The following is a 285-nucleotide window of genomic DNA, read 5'->3' as shown; positions in this document are numbered from 1 at the left end:
CACCAACGTGCATAATGCCGCGGAGCACGCTGCGGTTCCGCCGCACCGGGCTGATCGCGGTCAAAATCGCCACGCCGAAGCAATAGGCGGCCTTGGCGGAAGCGAGTCCGACCTGGCCGGCGCGGCGCAAGCCGCCGGTGTTTTGCCCGATCAGATGGCCGTGGGTCTGGCCAAAGCGGAACCGACGGCGGCGTAACCAATCGAACGCGGCCCTGGCACGCGGCACGACCTCGTCAACAAAGGCTTACGGGGCAAAGGCGATGCGACCACCGGCCTTGACGATGG

1 pseudogene is annotated in these 285 nt (G+C 67.0%); it reads right to left on the bottom strand.

The annotated features are described in order from the left end of the window. A pseudogene (locus EN818_RS33440) lies at nucleotides 1-285 on the bottom strand (glycosyltransferase family 2 protein); the annotation flags it as partial.

The organism is Mesorhizobium sp. M3A.F.Ca.ET.175.01.1.1, from assembly GCF_004791945.1.
Classification (GTDB): Bacteria; Pseudomonadota; Alphaproteobacteria; order Rhizobiales; family Rhizobiaceae; genus Mesorhizobium.
Note: the sequence above shows the minus strand (reverse complement) of the source record. Positions and strands in the feature narration are given on the sequence as shown.